Origin of the sequence: Streptoverticillium reticulum (assembly GCF_047456005.1) — a bacterium.
In the GTDB taxonomy this organism is placed as follows: domain Bacteria; phylum Actinomycetota; class Actinomycetes; order Streptomycetales; family Streptomycetaceae; genus Streptomyces; species Streptomyces reticulum.
The window spans coordinates 5,117,044-5,135,515 of sequence record NZ_CP179755.1 but is presented as its reverse complement, the minus strand read 5'-3'; the positions used below and the strand labels follow the sequence as shown (position 1 = coordinate 5,135,515).

General features: G+C 70.5%; 18 protein-coding genes, 1 other RNA gene and 1 pseudogene. 7 read left to right on the top strand and 13 right to left on the bottom strand.

The window, feature by feature from the left end:
- The first annotated feature begins 267 nt into the window (after positions 1-267).
- The 3 genes from ACMATS_RS23405 to ACMATS_RS23395 all read left to right on the top strand — a co-directional run bounded on the left by ACMATS_RS23405 (position 268) and on the right by ACMATS_RS23395 (position 2,233).
- Entirely contained in the window at positions 268-1,167 is a 900-nt protein-coding gene (locus tag ACMATS_RS23405) for a helix-turn-helix domain-containing protein (RefSeq protein WP_414168936.1), read from the top strand.
- 109 nt (positions 1,168-1,276) lie between these two features.
- Positions 1,277-1,654 (top strand): hypothetical protein, encoded by a 378-nt coding sequence (locus ACMATS_RS23400; protein WP_414168935.1) that lies wholly within the window; start codon positions 1,277-1,279, stop codon positions 1,652-1,654.
- A gap of 393 nt (positions 1,655-2,047) precedes the next feature.
- The gene (locus ACMATS_RS23395) at positions 2,048-2,233 is read left to right on the top strand and encodes a DUF397 domain-containing protein (RefSeq protein WP_414168934.1); all 186 of its coding nucleotides are present in this window, start codon (positions 2,048-2,050) and stop codon (positions 2,231-2,233) included.
- A 29-nt stretch (positions 2,234-2,262) separates the two neighbouring features.
- Here ACMATS_RS23395 and ACMATS_RS23390 read toward each other — a convergent pair.
- Positions 2,263-2,580, bottom strand: a pseudogene (locus ACMATS_RS23390) (ATP-binding protein); the annotation flags it as partial.
- Between the two features lie 166 nt (positions 2,581-2,746).
- On the opposite strand from ACMATS_RS23390, the gene ACMATS_RS23385 reads away from it, so the two are divergent.
- Both ACMATS_RS23385 and ACMATS_RS23380 read left to right on the top strand, forming a co-directional pair.
- Positions 2,747-3,568 (top strand): helix-turn-helix domain-containing protein, encoded by an 822-nt coding sequence (locus tag ACMATS_RS23385; protein ID WP_414168933.1) that lies wholly within the window; start codon positions 2,747-2,749, stop codon positions 3,566-3,568.
- Entirely contained in the window at positions 3,565-3,747 is a 183-nt protein-coding gene (locus ACMATS_RS23380; protein ID WP_414168932.1) for a DUF397 domain-containing protein, read from the top strand. Before ACMATS_RS23385 ends, ACMATS_RS23380 begins: the two co-directional genes overlap by 4 nt.
- 6 nt (positions 3,748-3,753) lie before the next feature.
- On the opposite strand, the gene ACMATS_RS23375 is transcribed toward ACMATS_RS23380, so the two are convergent.
- Positions 3,754-4,323: a hypothetical protein gene (locus ACMATS_RS23375; protein ID WP_336416570.1), complete on the bottom strand. Its 570-nt coding sequence runs from the start codon at positions 4,321-4,323 to the stop codon at positions 3,754-3,756.
- Positions 4,324-4,588: 265 nt separating this feature from the next.
- Between ACMATS_RS23375 and ACMATS_RS23370 the strand changes: the two genes are divergently transcribed.
- Positions 4,589-5,020 (top strand): peptidase inhibitor family I36 protein, encoded by a 432-nt coding sequence (locus ACMATS_RS23370; protein ID WP_414168931.1) that lies wholly within the window; start codon positions 4,589-4,591, stop codon positions 5,018-5,020.
- 48 nt (positions 5,021-5,068) lie between these two features.
- Here ACMATS_RS23370 and ACMATS_RS23365 read toward each other — a convergent pair whose 3' ends face one another.
- The 7 genes from ACMATS_RS23365 to ftsE all read right to left on the bottom strand — a co-directional run bounded on the left by ACMATS_RS23365 (position 5,069) and on the right by ftsE (position 11,617).
- Complete coding sequence (locus tag ACMATS_RS23365; protein ID WP_414170775.1) at positions 5,069-6,016, bottom strand: LysR family transcriptional regulator; 948 nt, start codon at positions 6,014-6,016, stop codon at positions 5,069-5,071.
- A gap of 149 nt (positions 6,017-6,165) precedes the next feature.
- On the bottom strand, positions 6,166-7,338 hold the full coding sequence (locus ACMATS_RS23360) for a hypothetical protein (RefSeq protein ID WP_414168930.1): 1,173 nt from the start codon (positions 7,336-7,338) through the stop codon (positions 6,166-6,168).
- Between the two features lie 119 nt (positions 7,339-7,457).
- Positions 7,458-7,827, bottom strand: a transfer-messenger RNA (tmRNA) gene (gene ssrA, locus ACMATS_RS23355).
- Between the two features lie 313 nt (positions 7,828-8,140).
- Positions 8,141-8,629 carry an SsrA-binding protein SmpB gene (smpB, locus tag ACMATS_RS23350; RefSeq protein WP_390781981.1) on the bottom strand — a complete coding sequence of 163 codons (489 nt, stop codon included), beginning with the start codon at positions 8,627-8,629 and terminating at the stop codon, positions 8,141-8,143.
- A gap of 18 nt (positions 8,630-8,647) precedes the next feature.
- Complete coding sequence (locus ACMATS_RS23345; protein ID WP_414168929.1) at positions 8,648-9,895, bottom strand: S41 family peptidase; 1,248 nt, start codon at positions 9,893-9,895, stop codon at positions 8,648-8,650.
- 78 nt (positions 9,896-9,973) lie between these two features.
- On the bottom strand, positions 9,974-10,888 hold the full coding sequence (gene ftsX, locus ACMATS_RS23340) for a permease-like cell division protein FtsX (RefSeq protein WP_336416563.1): 915 nt from the start codon (positions 10,886-10,888) through the stop codon (positions 9,974-9,976).
- Positions 10,889-10,927: 39 nt separating this feature from the next.
- Positions 10,928-11,617, bottom strand: a complete 690-nt coding sequence (ftsE, locus tag ACMATS_RS23335; RefSeq protein ID WP_171087956.1) for a cell division ATP-binding protein FtsE — start codon at positions 11,615-11,617, stop codon at positions 10,928-10,930.
- Positions 11,618-11,896: 279 nt separating this feature from the next.
- Between ftsE and ACMATS_RS23330 the strand changes: the two genes are divergently transcribed.
- Positions 11,897-12,091, top strand: a complete 195-nt coding sequence (locus tag ACMATS_RS23330; RefSeq protein ID WP_336416562.1) for a hypothetical protein — start codon at positions 11,897-11,899, stop codon at positions 12,089-12,091.
- A gap of 137 nt (positions 12,092-12,228) precedes the next feature.
- On the opposite strand, the gene ACMATS_RS23325 is transcribed toward ACMATS_RS23330, so the two are convergent.
- The 4 genes from ACMATS_RS23325 to ACMATS_RS23310 all read right to left on the bottom strand — a co-directional run bounded on the left by ACMATS_RS23325 (position 12,229) and on the right by ACMATS_RS23310 (position 17,986).
- Positions 12,229-13,269 (bottom strand): hypothetical protein, encoded by a 1,041-nt coding sequence (locus ACMATS_RS23325; protein WP_414168928.1) that lies wholly within the window; start codon positions 13,267-13,269, stop codon positions 12,229-12,231.
- Positions 13,270-13,486: 217 nt separating this feature from the next.
- Positions 13,487-14,593 carry a peptide chain release factor 2 gene (gene prfB / locus ACMATS_RS23320; protein WP_390781978.1) on the bottom strand — a complete coding sequence of 369 codons (1,107 nt, stop codon included), beginning with the start codon at positions 14,591-14,593 and terminating at the stop codon, positions 13,487-13,489.
- Positions 14,594-14,780: 187 nt separating this feature from the next.
- The gene (locus tag ACMATS_RS23315) at positions 14,781-16,052 is read right to left on the bottom strand and encodes a serine/threonine-protein kinase (protein WP_414168927.1); all 1,272 of its coding nucleotides are present in this window, start codon (positions 16,050-16,052) and stop codon (positions 14,781-14,783) included.
- A gap of 170 nt (positions 16,053-16,222) precedes the next feature.
- Complete coding sequence (locus tag ACMATS_RS23310; protein ID WP_414168926.1) at positions 16,223-17,986, bottom strand: serine/threonine-protein kinase; 1,764 nt, start codon at positions 17,984-17,986, stop codon at positions 16,223-16,225.
- Positions 17,987-18,472: the final 486 nt, after the last annotated feature.

Sequence of the window (18,472 nt, the reverse complement as noted above, 5' to 3'; positions counted from 1 at the left end):
CGGGAACACGCCGCTGAACTGGGGCGATGCTACGCCGTTCGAGATCGTCGGGCCGTGGCTCCCTGGCATTGATCGTCTTCTCTCCACTAAAGAGGTACCGGTCCGCTGGCGAGCAGTCGGCGGGCCTGCCCTTTGCCAGGTGGCGATTCGGCCCTCCCGGACCGACCTGCCCACCTGCGCGAGCACTGACGACCACCCACCAGACTGCTAACTTGCAGATTGCCGGGGCCCGTTGAGGACCCGGCCGTCTGGGAAGGACCAGAGATCGTGGCTACTCCGGGAGCCGTGGTACAGCGGCGACAACTGCGCACAGAGCTCAAGAAAGCCCGCGCCAAAGCGGGTCTCACGCAGCTCGAAGTGGCTGCGCGCATGGACTGGAGCCCCTCCAAGCTCATCAGGATCGAAGCCGGCCAGGTGGGCGTGTCCCGAAACGACCTCCTGGCACTGCTCACCGCCTACGGCGTGACCGGCCAGGACAAGATCGACTACATCCTTGAACTGGCCCGCGCCAGCCGGAAGATGCCGTACCGGGAATACCGCGGCCTGTTCGACAAGCCGACCCTGGACCTTCTCGAATACGAGATGGCGGCGTCCATTGTCCGCTCCTTCGAACCGCTGCTCATTCCGGGCATGCTCCAGACCGAGGAATACATGCGGGCCCTCGCCGTGTCCTACGCGCCGGACATCGTCGGGAACCAGCTCGACCGGCTCGTGGAAGCACGGCAGCAGCGACAGGAGCTGCTGGAGCGCGTGGAACGGCCCGAGCTTTTCTACGTCCTCGACGAGGCGGCGGTCCGCCGCTGGATCGGCGGCCCCAGGGTGATGACGGCACAGTTGCAGCACCTCAAGGACCTTGCGTCCCGGCCCGGCATCTCCATCCAGGTCCTGCCGTTCGCCCTCGGCGCCCACGCGGGCCTGCGCGGTCCCTTCGTCCTCCTCGAATTCGACGCGGAGATGGACGACATCCTCTACCTGGAGAACAACCCCCTCGCAGAACCCGTCTTCAGTGACGACGCCGACAAGACGAGCCGGTTCCTGGAGACGTTCTGGGAACTGGAGCGGCTCGTACCGCGAGAGGACCTCCCCCGCGTGCTGGACAGCGTGATCCAGGAGATGAACGAGCCGGCGACGGGCTCCTCGCCGGACGAGGCGGAGAGCGAGACGTAGCAGAAACAGTGCCACCGTCGGCAGCGGCGACCGGTCACAAGCGGGTTGATATCGGAGCGATTCGTGAAGAGCATAGCCAGCCGGACGCATACCGACGGGTTGCGGCACCATGGCCGACCATGACGACAGGACCGGCCAGGAACGCGCATCGGGACTGTGGGCCCTCTGGGACATCATCAGGGAAGTCCTGCGCAACGTCGTGTCCGACTCACGCCGGACGCGCAATCTCATCCTCCTCGTCAACATCACCATGCTCTGCGCCGCGATCTTTGTCGCCGTCGTCGTGGCAGCGCTGCTGACGGTCTGGTTCTGGCTGTCGTCCCACCCCTCCGGCTGGCTGGAGGCCGCAGCGCTGTCCGGCGGCGTAGGGGCCGTCTCAGGGCTGCGCTACCTGCGTTTGCGCACCGCGCGCAAGGTCAGCGCGACGGGTCGAGGCGGGCGGCGTCGCGGCCGTGACGAGGAGGAAGCAGACAGGCCAGCCGACTGACCAGGGTCGGTGCGACCCACCCCGCAGCAAGCATCACCAGCACCGAAGTCACCACATGGATCGGCACGTTGCCACCGGCCACGGAGGCTGCGAGCTGCCCCGCCCCCACCGCTGCCACGCCTGCAGCCAGGACGTACGCGGTCCACAACAGGGCCTTGGCGATCCGGGGCGGACGGGCTGGAGCCATGGCACCTCCTCCGGCGCGAGGGGTACGCCCCTCGGGACCCAGCGTAGGGGATGAGCCCGGGGGGCCGGAACCGTTGGTACAAACTGTCTGCTGGCGCTATATATGCGGGAAAGTACTGAACCCCGCAGGCCTTCTCTGATCGCCGATTCATTGCCACCCTAGAGGGAATACCGACTCCTGGACGGCCGATCGGAAGGGGACTCACAGTGAGCGGTCAGGACCCTCGTCCACACTGGCGGAAGAGCAGCTATTCCGAACCTGGAAAAAACTGCGTCGAAGTCACCTGGACCGGACGGCACATCCGCATGCGGGACTCAAAATTCCCCGAGCGCCCTGCCATTTCTCTGTCCGACCGCGCCTGGGCAGAATTCATAGCCGGGTTATGCGGATAGTCCACCGCGAACTCGCACCACACCACCTTGCCGGGGTCGCGCTCGCCGACGCCCCACTTGTCGGCGAGCATGTCGACGATCCGGAGCCCGCGACCGCCGTCGGCCATGGCCTCCGGCGGGAGGATGCGGGGGCAACCGGCGCCGCTGTCGTGCACCTCGATGCGGAGGGTGTGGCTTTCGAGCAGCCACAGGTGGAGGAGGAATCCGCGCCCCTGCGGGACGCCGTGCCGGAGGGCGTTGGTGGTGAGCTCGCTGACGCAGAGGGTGATGTCACGGGAACGGGCTTCGATTTCCCATCGTTTGAGGGTTTCCCTGGCGAACTCCCGTGCGGGTGCGATGGCTCGCATGGTGCGGCGGTAGAACCTCTTGCGGAAGAGGGGGAGTTCGGGTTGCTCGTTCATACGGCAACAGTCGCAGGAGGTTACTAGGGTGGGCCAGGGAGTGGGGGCGTACGTATCCGGAGTACGGCTTCCATCGCGGTGACGCGCGTTTGAGGGTGGGGAGTTGGCTTGCATGCAGACCCGGAAGAACAACAGGCAGATCTCATCCACTCACATCATCGGCGCTCTCCTCAAGCAGGTCCGTATGAATGCGCAGCTGACGCAGCGCATGCTCGCAGAGCGTGCATGCGTACACGAAGAGACGATCGCATCGATCGAACAAGGCCGACGAGTACTGATGCCGAAGTTGGCCGAGCAGCTGGATCGCATCCTCGACACTGGCGGGGTTCTCGCGGTCGCTGCTCGGAAAGCCCTCGTGCAGGACAACTTCCCAGTTCTGGTGCAGGCGTTCATGGAGTACGAACGGGAGGCAATTGCTCACTCATCGTACGAGAACGCGGTCGTCCCTGGGCTGCTCCAGACTGAAGCCTACGCTCGCGCAGTATTCCGCACCGCAATCCCTGCCCTCAGCTTGGACGAGATCGAGCGACGTGTAGAAGTCCGCATGGAGCGCCAGCTTCTCCTGCACCGCGAGGAGCCCATGACGGCGAGCTTCATCGTCTGGGAACCGGTGCTGTTGAGCCGAATCGGCGGTCAGGACGTCATGCGTGAGCAGGTGCGTCACATTCGAACCTGCGCAGACCTTCCCGGGGTGTCCGTCCAGGTCTTGGAGCTCGTCTGCGAGAGTCACACGGGGCTCAGCGGACCGTTCGTCCTTCTGGAGACTCCGGACCACCAGCACCTCGCGTACACGGGAGCTCAACGCAGCAGCCGTCTCATCGCCGACCCGGACGAGGTCAGCACTCTCGCACAGAAGTATGGAATGCTGCGAGCACAGGCCCTCAACACCAAGGACACCAGGGCCCTGTTGGATCGGCTGCTAGGAGAGACATGACCAGCGCCCAGCCTCCCACATGGTTCAAGTCGAGCTACAGCAGCGAAGAGCGCGACAACTGCGTCGAAGTAGCCCCCTCCCCCGCCACCGTCCTCGTCCGGGACTCCAAGAGGGTCCCGGACGGCCCGAACCTCACCCTCACCCCCGCCGCCTGGGCGGCATTCACCCGCTCCCTCTAGCAGCGGCTACGACACCCGAGCCACGCTCAGGATCACGCTAGGGATCAGCGGCCCCTCACTCGGCTGGGTCGCGTCGAACTTGACGTCATCCCCCTTGGCCTTGACCCGCAGCACATCCCCCGCCTTGAGCGGGGTGACCGTCTGAGCCACGACCACATGCGTGCTGTGCGCAGCAGCCTGGCACAGGCGGACGCTGCTGTTGGGTACGTCCTGGTCGTTGACGTTGAACCACGTGTCCGCGCAACCCCGCGTCGGGTCCTTGCCGCGCTGGACGCCGCCCTCCTCGGTGAAGACCTGCGGGGCTACGACGATCATGTACATACCGTCGTGCTCCACGGTGACCGAGTCCTTGCCGGCCGTGAGGCCGTGGATGCCGTCCACGTGCTCGAACTGCACGGCCTTCACGTTGCCGTTCTGCTCCTGGTCGATGCCGGAGGACAGCTGGGCGAAGTCCGAGCCGCCGTGCGCGGCGAGGGACGGCGGAGGAGCCGCCTTCCCGGTGCCTGCGGTCACAGCGACAGCGGCAACGGCGGCGGCCGCCGCGGCGAGAGCGGCGAAGGTGCGGGGCGCGGACACAGGGAGCCTCCGATATGCGGATACCCGACAGAAACGGCAATAACGTATTGGCGCGGTATGCCCGATGTGAATCGGAACGTCAGTGCAGCCGACACCTCTTTCGGATGAGGCCGCCGGGTGGGCCGTGGCTCCGAACAACGCCCATGGCGACCGGAATTGCACCCGGTTCGTACCCGAACCGGTGGTTTGGCGGCGTCCTCGGCTGCCGTCGAATCCGGCGGCAGTACAACGGTCACACCGATCACGTCACTCCCGAGGAGAATGCATGCGCCTGAGGTTGACCGCCCTCGCCGTCACCGCCACCGCTCTGCTGGCCACGGCGATCGCCGCTCCCCCGGCAATCGCGACGGCACCGGCCCACCCACGCGCCCAGCTGCTGCACACGGTGCACCACTTCGAGGGTTCCAACTGTGAACCCCAGGGCGGACAGCACCACCTCTGCATGTTCGGCGACCATGACTTCAAGGGCGGCGGTCTCGCCCTGGAAGAGGGCGCCAGGATCCCGCGCCTCGGCGACTACAACTTCGACAACACGATGTCGTCGTGGGCGAACAACACCCAGTTCACCTGCCACTGGTTCACGGACAGCGACTTCAAGGGCACAGAGCACCGGATGAACCCCGGGGACCGGGTGGACCTCCCGTCCCAGGACGACAACAACGCCTCGTCGGTCTACTGCGAGGGCTCGTCCCACTGAGGCCCAGGAGCTGAGCGCGGCGGTGCCCGGCACCGCCGCGCTCACGCGTCAGTCCACCGCTTCACCCGGCGGCAGCCAGGAATCGGCCGCCGGCCGCACCCGCCAGCCCAGCTCCCCCGCGAGCTCCGCCGCCGCGCGGCGCAACGCATCGAGCCCCGCGTGCCGCAGCCCCTTCCGCCACACCATCGCCACCGGCGACAACGGCACCGGATCGACCAGCGGCCTCAGCGCCATCCCCGGCACCGCGATGAACTCCTCGCTCGCCAGCACCGACCAGCCCCGTTTGCGCACCACGCGCACGAACTCCTCCTCCCCCTCCAGCCCGGGGAAGGGCTCGGCCGTCCGGATCCCGCGCCCGGCGAAGAGCAGCCCCGCGAGCCGCGTCCACTCGGCGGTGGCCTCGTTGCCCGCGGCGGCGTACAGCGTCTCGCCGCGCAGGGCGGCCAGCGGGACGGTCTCGCGTGCCGCGAGCGGATGATCGTCCGGCAGCAGCACGGCCATCCGCTCCAGCCGCACGGGTGCCCATTCCAGCCCGGCGCGCACGTCCGCCGGCAACCCCGCGGCCCACCCGAAGGACACGTCGAGCCGGCCGCTCAGGATCTCGCGCGCCGCACCCGTCAGCCCGCTGTGGAAGCGGGTGACCAACTCGACGTCCGGCGGCACGGCTTCCCGCGCCCGGACGAGCACGCGATGCCCGGTCGTCATCGTCCCGCCGGTGTCGACGAGCAGGGGCCGGCCGCTCTCCCCCGCGCAGGCCGCCGCCAGCTCCTCGTACGCGGCAAGAATCCGCCGGGCGTACGGCAACAGCCGCGCGCCGTCCGCCGTGAGCGTCACGCTCCGCGTGGTACGGGCGAACAGCTCGGCACCCAGCAGCCGTTCCACCCGCCGGACGTCCCGGCTGAGCGCCTGCTGAGCCACGTACAACCGGGCCGCGGCACGCGTGAAGTGCAGCTCCTCGGCCACGGCGACGAATGCGCGCAGCAGGCGCGGCTCCATGTCGATGTCGTGCGTCACGCAGGGCAGTTAACAACACACGTGCGTGAATGCCCACTGATCAGGTGTTGGACCGCGGGGACGGGCAACGGCGACCGTAGAGACATGATCCGGTTTCTCGCCTTCCCGCCCCAGTACGCCCCGGCCCCGCCTCAGCCGCCGCGCAGCGCCCGGCGCCGACGCCTCACCAGCACCACGCCCGCCACTGCGGCAACACCCGCCAATCCGCCCGCACTTGCCCCGGCGACCAGGGCGGTGTTGTCGAAGCCGCTCTCCTCCGCGCGGCGTTCGAGGCCCGCGACGATCAGGTGGCCGGTCCGTTTCACGCGGCCGTGATGGCTTATGACCGTCACGGGGTAGCGGCCGGTCGCCAGGTCGTCCCGCAGGCGGGCCGGGCCGAAGTAGCGTGGGTCGTCGCCGTCGCCGGCCTTGCTGTCGTCGCGGCGCAGCGGGACCGGCTGTTCGAAGGCGGGGGACGTCGCGGTCAGGCGGTCCTCCTCGCCCGGATCGGGGGACGCGTCGCGCCACAGCACGTTGACGGTGCCGCCGGCCGTCGCCCGGTGGCCGCCCGTGCGGGCGGCGCCGGGGTGGGCGGTCGGGGCGAAGAAGGCGGGGCCGCGTGCCCTGCCGACGTAGTCGCGGTCGCCGGGGCGGGCGGCCCGTACCTCCAGGGGCTTCTCGTCGACGGTGCGGCCGCGGGCGTCGGTCAGCCTGACCTTGTACGTGCCGTCCTTGACCGTGGCCGGCAGGGTCACCAGCGCGCTGAACATTCGCGGGTTGTTCCAGTCGCTGCTCTCCGGGTCGTGGACGAGCCGGACCGGCGCCCGGAAGGCGGGCGAGGAGGCGGTGAAGACGTCGCCCGTCTCGCCGGGCCAGAGGTCGTCGTACGAGATGCCCTGCCGCTCGCCGGGGCGCAGCACCTCGCCCTCGGAGGCCACCCGGAAGACCGGCCGCTCGGCCTTCTTGACCTCGACGTTCTCCTCGGCGACGACCTTGCCGCCCGCGTGCACGCGCAGCGGGTACGAACCGGGCCGGACGGTCATCGCGACGGCGGGCCGCGCGTGGTGGCCGCGCTCGCCGTCGTGACGGTACGGGGTGAGGCGGACGCGCTGCGGGAAGACCGGTGAGGTCACCGTGACGTCGCCGTGGGCGCGGAGTCCCTGGACGTCGATGTCGATCAGTTCGCCGGGGCGGTTGTCGAAGGCGCCGTTGAGCAGCAGGTGCACGCCGCCCGTCCCGTCCCCGGCCCAGGCCGCGGGGGAGGCGCCCAGCCACAGCGCTCCCGCACCACCCAGGACGATCACTGCCGTGCGCATACGGTTCACGGCGACACCCCCTTGTCGTTCTGTTAAGAGGGCCGGGAGGGCCTTCGGGTTGCACGGATCCGGGATATGACGAAGGCCCCGCCACCGGTACGGTGACGAGGCCTTGGCCCACATGGGATGAGTGGAGATGGCGGGAATCGAACCCGCGTCCAACGGTGCAGAATCAGGGCTTCTCCGAGCGCAGTCCGCTGCGATTTTCTCGGCCCCGGAGATCACACGGACAAGTCTCCGACGGGCTCAGTCACTGTTTGGTTTCCCGCTCGGCCCCGTGACCGGGCCTAGCGGTTTAGTTCCCTAGCTGATGCCAGGATCCGGGTCGGGAACAGCCCCGGGCTGACACTTCGCAAGTCGCTACTTAGGCAGCGAGGGCGAAGGAATCGCGCTTGGTGTTGGCGATTATTGGTTGCGACATATGGTTTACGAGATCATTGCCGCTTCCTCGGCTCGCTTCCCCTGCTTCGACATCCGCTGTCGAAACCGATCATCCCCATGTTGTGTTTTCAAGCTGCTCAGCCGGTCCCCCGGCTGTGCGAGGCCCATCGTACGTGACCGGGGCCCGGCGGTGCCAGCGAATTCCCGCGGAGCGGGAAGCGCCCCGTCAGGGGCGCGGGGCTGTGACATATGCGGCTCCGCCGCGCGGGCGCGCTCAGCCGCCGACGGTCTGCAGCCGACGCACCACCCCAGGGGTCCGGGGCGCAGCCCCGAGAACCTCGACTGCGGGCGCGTCGTGGCTGGTCGCGCAGTTCCCCGCGCCCCTTCGGGGCGCCGTGGTGCCGCGCGACGGAGATCCGCCGGACAGGCACTACGCCGCGCGGGACCGCTGCCGCCGGCGCGCCGCCGAGATCGCGCGGTCCGACTCGCGCCGGTCCTGCTTCTCGCGGAGCGTCTGCCGCTTGTCGTACTCCTTCTTGCCCTTCGCCAGGGCGATCTCGACCTTGGCCCGGCCGTCCTTGAAGTACAGGGACAGCGGCACGATCGTGTGCCCCGACTCCTGCGCCTTGGACTCGAGCTTGTCGATCTCCATGCGGTGCATGAGCAGCTTCCGCTTGCGGCGGGCGCTGTGATTGGTCCACGTCCCCTGGCTGTACTCGGGGATGTGGACGTTGTGCAGCCACGCCTCGTGGCCGTCGATCTGCACGAAGCCGTCGACCAGGGACGCGCGGCCCTGGCGCAGCGACTTGACCTCGGTGCCGGTGAGCACCAGGCCGCACTCGTAGGTGGTCAGAAGGTGGTAGTCGTGCCGCGCCTTCTTGTTCTGCGCGACCAGCTTGCGCCCTGTCTCTTTAGCCATAGCGCTGTCATTCTCGCACTACGCCCCACCCCCGAGGCCAGCGAATACTGTGCGGGCCCGCTCCTCGGCGTCGCCTTCCTCGATCACGTCGGGCGCGATGCCGACGCCGTCGACGGCGTGCCCGTCTGGAGTGCGGTAGTGGCCCACGGTGAGCTCGGCGACGGAGCCGTCGGCCAGCCGGCTGGGCATCTGCACGGAGCCCTTGCCGAAGGTGCGACTGCCCACCAGGACGGCGCGGCCGCGGTCCTGGAGCGCGCCGGCCAGCAGCTCGGCTGCGCTCATGGTGCCGCCGTCGACGAGGACGACCAGCGGTCTGCGGGTGTCCCCGCCGTGCTCGGCCCGCAGCACGCAGTGGCGGCCGCGCAGGTCGTACGTGGCGATCACCCCGCCGTCGAGGAAGGCGGAGGCGGCCGAGACGGCCTCGGAGACCAGCCCGCCCGGGCTGCCGCGGAGGTCGAGCAGGACCCCCTCCCCCGGCCCGGCCTCCTGCACCGCGTCCCGGATGCGGGCCCCGGCGCCCTTCACCAGGGGGCCGACCCTGATCCGGGTGAGGGGACCGCCGGGCCCGTCCGGCCGGTCCACGGTCACGCTCTCGGTGACCAGACGCTCACGGAGCAGCGTGCGCTCCCACGCACGGCTCCCGCGCTGCAGACCGAGGCGCACGGGCGTGCCCGGGCGCCCCGCGCCCCAGGCTTTGTCGCCGCGCAGCCCGGCGACCACGTCCGTCACCGGACGGCCGGTGACGTCGTCGCCGTCGACGGTGCGCAGCCGGTCGCCGGGGGCGATGCCGGCACGTGCGGCGGGGCTGCCGGGCCGCACCTCCTCGATCTCCATCCGGCCGCCGCTGCCGCGCCGCGCGGAGAGGCCGACGCCGACGTAGGCGCCGTCCAGGGCCCGTTCGAGACCCTCGTACTCGGCGGCCGTGTAGACCGAGCTCCAGCGGTCGCCGCTGCGGCTGACCACCTCGGAGGCCGCCGCGGAGCCGGACTTGCCGTCCTCGACGGCCTGTCGGGCGGCGTCCTCGACGGCCCGGTCGTCCACGGCCCGGTCCGCGGCGGCCCGTTCTGCGGCGGTGCGTGGAGGAGGGTGATCGGCGTCGCTGTCGGAGGAGGCCTCGCGGTGGCGGGCCGGGGTGCGGGCGTCGTGCGGGCCCGTCGCCCAGGAGCCGGCGGCCGCGCCCGTCGCCAGCACTCCCACGAACACGAGGGTCAGTGCCGCCGCACGGCCGGTGCGGCGCTGCGGTACGAACATCGTCGGCCCGGGCATGAGCGGGAGTCTAGGACACCGAAGGGCGCCGTACGGGGAGTTGACCGTACGGCGCCCGTGGCGATCGTCCGGCGCGCGTTACACCTTGAGGTACTTGCGGAGCGCGACGAACGCCGCCAGCGCCGGCATCAGCAGACCGATGGCCAACACAAGCGGAAGCTTGGCCAGGACCGCGTCCCAGCCGATGAACTGGATCACGTCGATGTGGTGCGCGAGCCAGTTGTTCACCAGGAACTCCTGGCCGCAGACCAGCAGCACGCACGCGAAGCCGGCGCCCAGCAGACCGGCGAAGGCGGCCTCCATGATGAACGGAATCTGGATGTAGAAGCTGGACGCGCCGACCAGCCGCATGATCCCGGTCTCCCGGCGGCGGCTGAACGCGGAGACGCGGACCGTGTTGACGATCAGCATCAGCGCGACGACGAGCATCAGGCCCATCACGCCGAGCGCCGCGAAGTTCATGCCGTTGAGGAGATTGAAGAGGTTCTCCAGCAGGGTCTTCTGGTCCTGCACCTCCTGCACGCCCGGCCGCTGCGAGAACGCGCTGGAGATGACCGCATATTTGGACGGGTCCTTGAGTTTGACGCGGAAGGATTCCTGCATCTGGTCCGGGGTCAGCGAACCGGCGATCGGGGAGGATTTCCCGAACTGTTCCTTGTAGTGCTTGTAGGCCTCGTCCGCCGTCTCGAACTGGACTTTCTGGACGACCGGCATCTTCTCCAGGTCGGCCTTGATCTGCTTCTTCTGGTCCTCGGTGACGGCGCCCTTGGCGCAGGCGGGCTGCGACTCGACGTCGTTCTTGTTGCAGAGGAAGATCGAGACGTTGACCTTGTCGTACCAGTAGCCCTTCATCGTGCTGACCTGCTCGCGCATGAGCAGGGAACCGCCGAACAGGGCGAGCGACAGGGCGACGGAGACGATGACCGCGAAGGTCATCGTGAGATTGCGGCGGAGACCGACACCGATCTCCGACAGGACGAACTGGGCGCGCATGGCGTCTTCTCAGTCCCTTTCAGTGCCGTTCAGAGCCGATCAGTGCTGGTAGCCGTAGACGCCGCGCGACTGGTCGCGCACGAGACGGCCCTGCTCGAGTTCGATGACGCGCTTGCGCATCTGGTCGACGATCTGCTGGTCGTGGGTGGCCATGATCACCGTGGTGCCGGTCCGGTTGATCCGGTCCAGCAGCTTCATGATGCCGACGGAGGTCTGCGGGTCCAGGTTGCCGGTCGGCTCGTCGGCGATCAGCAGCAGCGGACGGTTGACGAACGCCCGGGCGATCGCGACGCGCTGCTGCTCACCGCCGGAGAGCTCGCCGGGCATCCGCTCCTCCTTGCCGCCCAGCCCGACCAGCTCCAGCACCTGCGGCACGGCCTTGCGGATCTCGCCGCGCGGCTTGCCGATCACCTCCAGGGCGAAGGCGACGTTCTGGCTGACGGTCTTGTTGGGCAGGAGCCGGAAGTCCTGGAAGACGGTGCCCAACTGGCGCCGCATCTGCGGCACTTTCCAGTTGGAGAGCCGGGAGAGGTCCTTGCCGAGCACATGGACCTGGCCGTGACTGGCCCGCTCCTCCCGCAGCAGCAGCCGCAGAAAAGTGGATTTTCCGGAACCCGAGGACCCGACCAGGAAGACGAACTCACCTTTCTCGATCTCAAGCGAGACGTCGCGGAGCGCCGGACGGTTCTGCTTCGGGTAGGACTTGGAGACGTTGTCGAATCGGATCACGAGTGCACCACGCTGCGACCTGGGGAGAGAGCGGCACGGAACGCCGCGTTCGCGGCTCCGTCGGTGTGCGTGACCATACGCGAACCACCGGTGCACGCGCAGTCGGCATCCGGGTTCGGCGTGAGTTGTCACGTTTCCGACCGACTGGGCGGGCCCCCGAGCGCCGCCGGCGGGCGCTTCACCGGAGCGGACGCGCCGGACGGCGGAAAAGCTGGCAGAGTGGTAAGGGGAACCGCGTGGCCGTCCCGCGCGTTGCACATACCGAAGGAAGGAAATCGCATGACATGCGACCGACTGGTGTGCGCCAACTGCGCGGGCCCCGTCAGCGAGGGCCGCTGTCCGGTCTGCCGGGCCAGCCGTGAGCGGCTGCAGCAGCAGGAGGGCGTCTTCGGCGCGCTGAACCCGGCGGCATTGCTGGTCCTGCTGGTGGCATTGGTCGCAGTGGCCGTACTCGCCCGCAGCTTCGCAGGGTGATAGCGCGATTACGCGCAGACGTTTTCCGGATTCTCCGGCGGTAATTCCCTTGATGTGTGCGCAGGGGCGCATGAACGCACGAAGGCCCGGAGTGCGCGGCGCGCACTCCGGGCCTTCGTGCTGCGGGGAGGCCGTCGTCAGGCCGCCGTACCCCGGTTGATCAGGCGCGGGAGCATCCGGAAGCCGATGCCGCCGGCGATCATCACCGCGGCGCCGGTGACCAGGAAGGCCGTCTGACCGGCACCGGTCTGGGCCAGCTCACCGGTCTGCGCGAGCTCCTCCTTGGGCTTGCTCTGCTGGACCGGCTGGGCGCCGACGTTGTCGGTGCCCGGGTTGTTGTTGCCGCCACCCGTGGCCGCGGCGCCGTTGTTGCAGTTGGCGCTGTCGGTGTCGACGGGGCAGGTGTGGGCGTCGTCGGAGCCGCCGGTGCTGCCGCCACCGGTGGCGGTGCCGCCCGTGGAGCCGTGGTCACCGGAGCCGCCGGTGGTACCGCCACCGGTGGTGGAGCCGCCGGTGGAGCCGGAGGTGCCACCGCCGGTCGTGCTGCCGCCCGTGGTGGAGCCGGAGGTGCTGCCGCCGGTCGTAGTGCCGGACGTGCTGCCACCCGTGGTCGTACCGGACGTGCTGCCGCCGGTCGTGGTGCCCGAGGTGCTGCCACCCGTGGTGGAGCCGCCGGTGCTGTCGCCGCCGGTCGAGCCGGAGGTGCTGCCGCCGGTCGTCGTACCCGACGTGCTGCCACCCGTCGTCGTACCGGACGTGCTGCCACCCGTCGTCGTGCCCGACGTGCTGCCACCCGTCGTGGTGCCGCTGGTGCTGTCGCCGCCGGTCGAGCCGGACGTGCTGCCACCGGTCGTCGTACCCGACGTGCTGCCACCCGTCGTCGTACCGGACGTGCTGCCACCCGTGGTCGTGCCCGACGTGCTGCCACCCGTGGTGGAGCCGCCGGTGGAGCCGGACGTGCTGCCGCCCGTCTGGCCGCCGGTCGGCTGCGGGATGGACGTCGGGTTGCCGGTGGGGTCCGTCGTGGGACCGCCGGTGTGCACGCTCACGTCGATGCCGGGAACGGACACGTCGACCCCGGCGGCTGCGGCCGCACCCGCGGCCGTCAGCGACGCACCCGCGGCCATCACGGCACCGGCCGCTATTCGCGCAACGCGCAGCCGAGTTGTCTTCGTCATCTGCCTGCTACCCCCTGTAGCTGAACTCGTCGATGGAGCAGCTATACACAGGGCCGTGGCCTTCTGGGGGTCGCGTGACCGAACCGGCGACCGAATCGCCGGGACGCTTACCCCCCATCACACGCGCCCCAGTGATACGCATGCCGGGCGCAAGCCTTGCGATTTTCGGGGGCGGCGTCAAGCCGGAACGATCCGGCCGACGCCGTTGCCGCTGCTTCTACTTCTCCTGCTGCTTGCGCCAGCGGATGCCGGCCTCGATGAAGCCGTCGATCTCACCGTCGAGAACGGCCTGCGGGTTGCCGACCTCGAACTCGGTGCGCAGGTCCTTGACCATCTGGTACGGGTGCAGGACGTACGAACGCATCTGGTTGCCCCAGGAGCCGCCGCTGTCGCCCTTGAGGGCGTCCATCTTGGCCTGCTCCTCCTGGCGGCGGCGCTCGAGGAGCTTGGCCTGGAGGACGTTCATCGCGGTCGCCTTGTTCTGGATCTGCGAGCGCTCGTTCTGGCAGGAGACGACGATGCCGGTCGGAATGTGCGTCAGACGCACCGCGGAGTCGGTGGTGTTGACGCCCTGGCCGCCGGGGCCGGAGGAACGGTAGACGTCGACGCGCAGCTCGGACTCGTCGATCTCGACGTGGTCGGTCTGCTCGACGACCGGGAGGACCTCGACGCCGGCGAAGGACGTCTGGCGGCGGCCCTGGTTGTCGAACGGGGAGATGCGCACCAGGCGGTGCGTGCCCTGCTCGACGGAGAGGGTGCCGTAGGCGTAGGGGACCTGGACGGCGAAGGTGGTCGACTTGATGCCGGCCTCTTCGGCGTACGAGGTCTCGTAGATCTCGGTCTTGTAGCCGTGGCGCTCGGCCCAGCGCAGGTACATGCGCTGCAGGCGCTCGGCGAAGTCGGAGGCGTCGACGCCGCCGGCCTCGGCACGGATGTTGACCAGCGCCTCACGGGAGTCGTACTCGCCGGAGAGGAGGGTGCGGACCTCCATCTCGTCGAGCGCCTTGCGGACGGCGGTGAGCTCGGCCTCGGCCTCGGCGAGGGCGTCCGCGTCGTCCTCGGCCTCGGCGAGCTCGAAGAGCACGCCCAGGTCGTCGATGCGGCCGCGCAGCGTCTCCGTCTTGCGGAGCTCCGCCTGGAGGTGCGACAGCTGACTGGTGATCTTCTGTGCCGCCTCGGGGTCGTCCCAGAGGGACGGGGCGGCCGCCTGCTCCTCGAGCACGGCGATGTCGGCCCTCATCTTGTCGAGGTCCAGGACGGCCTCGATCGACCCCATGGTCGAGGAGAGGGACTTCAGCTCTTCGGATACATCAACGACTGCCACGCACCCCAGCGTAACGGCTGCGCCGGGCTGCCAGGTCCTCGCGGTGCGGGCCCACTGCGTGGGGGCCTGCTTTCGCCCTGGTTGTGGGCAGGCGTTCCGCAGGGCTGGGGGCACCTCCCAGCGGTAGCTGGGGGAGGGTGGGCACAACCCGAACCACCGGCCGCAACCACCCCGCGGCACCCCCGGACTACGGCGTCCGCTCCGTCCGGTGCACACCGGGCTTCGCATCGCCCCCGCCATCGTGGTCGGCGGCGAACCAGCCGCCGACCCCGGCCGCGGCGGCCACCGCGACGGCCACGGCGCCCAGCCGGATCCGCTTGCGCCGCGCGGCGAGCTCCGCAGGAGTCCGGTGGCGGGCCGAGCCCGCCCGCGGCTCGCCCGCGGCGCGCGGGGTGCGGGCCGTGCCGTGCGGGCCGCCCGCGAGTTCCTCGGGGGCCGGCACCCGCATGCTGGTGTGCGTGTCCCGGCTGGAGTCGGGCACCCCGCCCGGCACCAGCGGCACCGCGCCCCGCCGCTGCGGCTCGCCGGATGCGGCCGGCGCGGGCACCGCGGCACCCGCATCCGGGCGGGCGGCGGCCGCCGGCTCCTCCGGTTCGTCGATGTCCAGCGGCGGCAGCCCGGCCAGCGACGGCAGCAGCTCCCGCAGCCGCGCCCCCAGCTCGGTGGCCCGCAGCCGTGAGGCGGGGGCCTTGGCGAGGCACTGCACGACGAGCTGCCACAGCTCGTCGGGGATGCCCGGCAGCGGCGCCACCGTCTCCGTCACGTGCCGCCGCAGCACCGCGCCCGGGTGTCCGCCGCCGAACGGCGTGAAGCCGGCCAGGAGCTCGTAGAGGACGGTCGCCAGCGCGTAGACGTCGACGGACGCGCGCGGCGGCAGGCCCTCGATGATCTCGGGGGCGAGGTAGTCCGGGGTCCCGATGATGCTGCGCTGGCCCGTGGAACGGCCGCCGGGGCCGCCGCCCGGGGAGTCGACGAGGCGGGCGATGCCGAAGTCCGTCAGCAGTGCCTGGTGCGCGCCGCCGGGGCCGAGCGGGCCCTGCATGTCCAGCAGGACGTTCTCCGGCTTGACGTCGCGGTGGATGATGCCGGCGGCGTGCGCGGCGGCGAGCCCGTCCGCGACGTCGGCGACGATGGCGACCGCGGCCTCGGGCGCGAGGCGGCGCTCGCGGTCGAGCCGGGTGCGCAGGTCCGTCCCGCGGATGAGGTCCATGACGAGCGCGAGATCGGCGCCGTCGACGACGAGGTCGCGGACGCCGACCACGTTCGGGTGGTCGAGACCGAGGAGGGCCGCGCGCTCCTGGACGAAGCGGCCGACGAGCTCCTGGTCGGAGGCGAGGTCCTCGCGCAGGAGCTTGATCGCGACCGGTCCCTCGGGACCGTCGCCGAGCCACACCGTCCCGGCACTGCCACGGCCCAGAACCTGGTGGGCGGTGTACCGGCTGCCGATCTTCCGTGCCAAGACTGTTCCCCGACTCCTCCGTCATCCGGCCGTCATCCGGCCGTCCTGCCACTGGCGCGCTGGCGACCAAGCTACTGCCAACCGTCACCGGCGATGCAGAAAAACCCCTGCCGGTGTCGACATATCGACGGCGTCACCGGCTGGACCGCCAGGTCGCGGGGCGTGCGGGGCTACCCGTGGGAACCGAGATTCGACACCCAGTCCTTGATGGCGGTGCCCCAGGTCCAGAGCGTGTCCCAGTACCCCTTGCCGTCGGCCACCCACGTCTTGAGCGGGGTGAACTCCCAGAGCAGCCAGGAGCCGACGACCAGCAGGACGATCATGAACAGACAGCCCTTGAGGCAGCCCAGACCCGGGATCCGCATGGGGTTCGCGCTGCGCTGCCGCGGCGGGCGCGGCTCCCGGCGCGGCACCGGCTCGGGGGCCTGCGGCGGGGCGTACGGCTGCGGGGCGGACTGCTGGTAGCGCGGCTGCTGCTGCCGCTGGGACCGCTGCGGCTGAGGCTGCGGCTGCTGCCGCCGGGGCGGACGCTGCTGCTGGGGCTGCGGCGCGTAGGGCTGCGGCTGGGGCGGGTACTGCTGCGCGTAGCCCTGCTGCCCGTACGGCTGCCCCGGCTGCCCGGACCGGCCGCCGTACTGCTGCTGTTGGGCCTCGCGGCGCGTGGGGCGGCGGCGCAGCGGGTCCTCGGCGGGATCGAGGTACTGCAGCTGCGTCTGCTCGTTGCGGTCGCGGGCGGCGGCCATCTGCGTCTGCCACGGGTGCGGGCCGTCGGCCTGCGGGGCCCCGGGCGGGACGGGCGGCATGACGCGGGTGGGGTCGCCGCCCTCCCCGCCGGCGGGGCCGGTGGGCGGCAGCACCTGGGTGGGGTCGGCGTTCGGGCCGGTGCTCGGCAGGACGCTGGTCGCGGCGTTCGGGTCGTAGCCGCCCGGCTGCTGCGCCGACAGCACCTGCGTGGGGTCGGCGTCGCCGGAGCCGGGGAGGCCGGCGCCGGTGCCCAGGCCCGTGCCCGGCACCGTGGCCGGCTGCGGGTCGGGCGCGAGGAGCGCGGCGACCCCGAGGGCCGCCTCGGCCTCGGCCGGGGAGGCGTGCACCCCGACGCCCGAGGCGACGACGCGCAGGGCGCGGGCGAGGTTCTCGGCGCTGGGCCGCACCTCGGGCCGCTTGCTCAGGCAGCGCTCGATGACCGTCCACAGCGGCTCGGGGACGGTGGTGGGGCGGCGCGGCTCGGCGCTGAGGTGCTGGTGCAGGACCTCGAGCGCGGTCGCGCCCGCGAACGGCGGGTGGCCGGTGACCAGTTCGTAGAGCAGGATGCCCGCGCCGTAGATGTCGACGGCGGAGGTCTGCGGACGGCCCTCGGCGGACTCGGGCGCGACGTACGCGGGCGTACCGACGAATTCGTGGGTGCGGGTGAGGCCCGGGGAGTCCGCGAGGCGCGCGATGCCGAAGTCGGTGAGCATCGGGTGCATCTGTCCGCCGTCGCTCCTGAGGAGGACGTTGGCGGGCTTGAGGTCGCGGTGCACGATGCCGTCGGCGTGGCTGGCGGCCAGGGCGTCGGCGATCTGGGCGGTGAGGAGGGCGGCGGCCACGGGGGTGAACGGGCCGTTGTCGCGCAGGTAGCGGTGCAGGTCCGGGCCGTCGATCAGGTCCATGACGAGCGCCAGCAGATCGCCCTCGACGACGAGGTCGCGGGTGCGGACGATATTGGGGTGGGTCAGCCGCAGCAGGACGGAGCGCTCGCGCAGGAACCGCATGACGACGTCGGCGTCATGGGCCAGCTCCTCCTTGAGGACCTTGATCGCAACGGTCTCGCCGGGCTGCCCGGTGACGGCGGCCTCGGCACCGGCCGCCTCCCGCTGGCGGGCTCGCCAGACGGTGCCCGTAGCTCCGCGCCCGAGCGGCTCCTCGAGCAGGTACTTGCTGCCTACCGGCCGCACGTCATGCGCTCCCTGGTCGTGATCTGCTGGATCGGACCGGTTCTCTCGCCCGGCCTTTCGCCCACTGTAGTGCCGGTCCGGGGGCCGTCGGCGGCCGTGATTCGGATGCGACGCCACGGGCTTACGGGGAAGACGCGACGGGAGCGGGGATGGTTGCCGACGGCGTGGCGGACGGCCGGGGCGACCGCACGGTTTCGGCAATAAAGCGCAAGAAACAAGCCTGTCCGCGGACACATGCAGCACACAGGAGAGAACAAATCGGCCACCGGCTGACAGTGGCGCGATAGTGCCTCCATCCTCGGAGGGTCGTTCAAGATCACGAATTGGCTCTCGCCGGGCGCGTTGTCGGCAGCAGGTGCGAGGATGCTCGCAGCACGGATGCGGCGGGGAGGGAGCGGGAGGCCCCGCGCGACGTGGTGACCTGTACGTGCCGACGCGCTCGTGCACGGCCGGAGGGGGAGAGCCGCCCCGCCCGGCCGGCGGGGG

Excerpts from the sequence above, each read along its gene's own strand:
- ACMATS_RS23325 (WP_414168928.1), bottom strand. The coding sequence starts at position 13,269 with ATGACGAAGACAACTCGGCTGCGCGTTGCGCGAATAGCGGCCGGTGCC.
- ftsX (WP_336416563.1), bottom strand. The coding sequence starts at position 10,888 with ATGCGCGCCCAGTTCGTCCTGTCGGAGATCGGTGTCGGTCTCCGCCGC.
- ACMATS_RS23380 (WP_414168932.1), top strand. The coding sequence starts at position 3,565 with ATGACCAGCGCCCAGCCTCCCACATGGTTCAAGTCGAGCTACAGCAGC.
- ACMATS_RS23365 (WP_414170775.1), bottom strand. The coding sequence starts at position 6,016 with ATGGAGCCGCGCCTGCTGCGCGCATTCGTCGCCGTGGCCGAGGAGCTG.
- ACMATS_RS23370 (WP_414168931.1), top strand. The coding sequence starts at position 4,589 with ATGCGCCTGAGGTTGACCGCCCTCGCCGTCACCGCCACCGCTCTGCTG.
- ACMATS_RS23330 (WP_336416562.1), top strand. The coding sequence starts at position 11,897 with ATGACATGCGACCGACTGGTGTGCGCCAACTGCGCGGGCCCCGTCAGC.
- ACMATS_RS23400 (WP_414168935.1), top strand. The coding sequence starts at position 1,277 with ATGGCCGACCATGACGACAGGACCGGCCAGGAACGCGCATCGGGACTG.
- ACMATS_RS23345 (WP_414168929.1), bottom strand. The coding sequence starts at position 9,895 with ATGCCCGGGCCGACGATGTTCGTACCGCAGCGCCGCACCGGCCGTGCG.
- smpB (WP_390781981.1), bottom strand. The coding sequence starts at position 8,629 with ATGGCTAAAGAGACAGGGCGCAAGCTGGTCGCGCAGAACAAGAAGGCG.
- ACMATS_RS23385 (WP_414168933.1), top strand. The coding sequence starts at position 2,747 with ATGCAGACCCGGAAGAACAACAGGCAGATCTCATCCACTCACATCATC.